The sequence below is a fragment of the Peribacillus asahii genome (genome assembly GCF_003570725.1).
Lineage (GTDB): Bacteria > Bacillota > Bacilli > Bacillales > DSM-1321 > Peribacillus > Peribacillus asahii.
The window spans coordinates 1-1,029 of the sequence record NZ_QWVS01000082.1 but is presented as its reverse complement, the minus strand read 5'-3'; the positions used below and the strand labels follow the sequence as shown (position 1 = coordinate 1,029).

The 1,029-nt window shown below is 41.0% G+C and carries 1 protein-coding gene; it reads right to left on the bottom strand.

What is annotated here, in order from left to right; translation table 11 throughout:
* Positions 1-1,029, bottom strand: a 1,029-nt coding sequence (locus D1953_RS20950; RefSeq protein WP_245980310.1) for an acyl-CoA dehydrogenase family protein, incomplete at both ends; no start/stop codon positions are given.

Genomic DNA, 1,029 nt, shown 5'->3' with positions numbered 1-1,029 from the left:
TGGATAATCGGATACATACCCCATACCACCATGAATTTGAACGGCTTTATCTGCCACTCGATTAAAGACATCTGAGGCAAACAATTTAGCCATAGACGACTCTTTCACTACTTTTTTCCCTTCATCGACCATATGTGCCGCTTTTAGCATTAAAGTTTTCGCTGCTTCTGTTTCCGTCGCCATATCCGCTAACATCCATTGAATCGCTTGGTTCGAAGCAATCGGTTTTCCAAATTGAATTCTTTCCTTCGCATATGCAGCTGATAATTCAATTAATTTTTGAGAAGATCCAACTGCTCGTGCAGCTAACCCAATGCGGCCTTCACTAAGAATTTTTAAAGCGGCCATATAGCCCATTCCGACTTCACCGATAACGTTTTCCTCTGGAACTTCACAGTTTTCGAAAATTAATTGTGCGGTATATGAACCACGTAGCCCCATTTTTTTGTCTTTTTTACCAATTGTAAAACCAGGAAAATCTTTTTCTACTAGAAAAGCCGTAATGCCGCCTTTTGCTCTTTTATCTTTGTCTGTTAGTGCAAAAACCGTAAAAACATCGGCAATCGGGGCATTGGTAATAAAATGCTTCGTTCCGTTTAGAATCCATTTATTCCCTACCTTTTCTGCTCTTGTCGATAAGTTCGTTGCGTCTGATCCTGCACCTGGCTCAGATAAAGCAAATGCCGCTGTCTTTCTGCCTGCCGCAAGGTCCGGTAAATATTTATCCTTTAAAAACGGAGAAGCTAAACGAACTAGTCCTGTACTTCCAATACCTGTATGAGCACTAATCAACGTAGCAAATCCGTTATGTGTTCTTCCTAACTGCTCCAAAACTGCAGCCTTTCCAACCATTCCTAATCCGATTCCCCCGTATTCTTCAGGGATACTCATTCCGAATAATCCAAGTTCTTTTGCTTGTGCGATTAAATGTTCAGGAATTCGATCCTCTTCTTCAATTTGCTGCGCAAACGGCTCCACTTCATTTTCTACAAAGTTCCTTACCATTTGTCTAATTTGCTCAATTTCTGG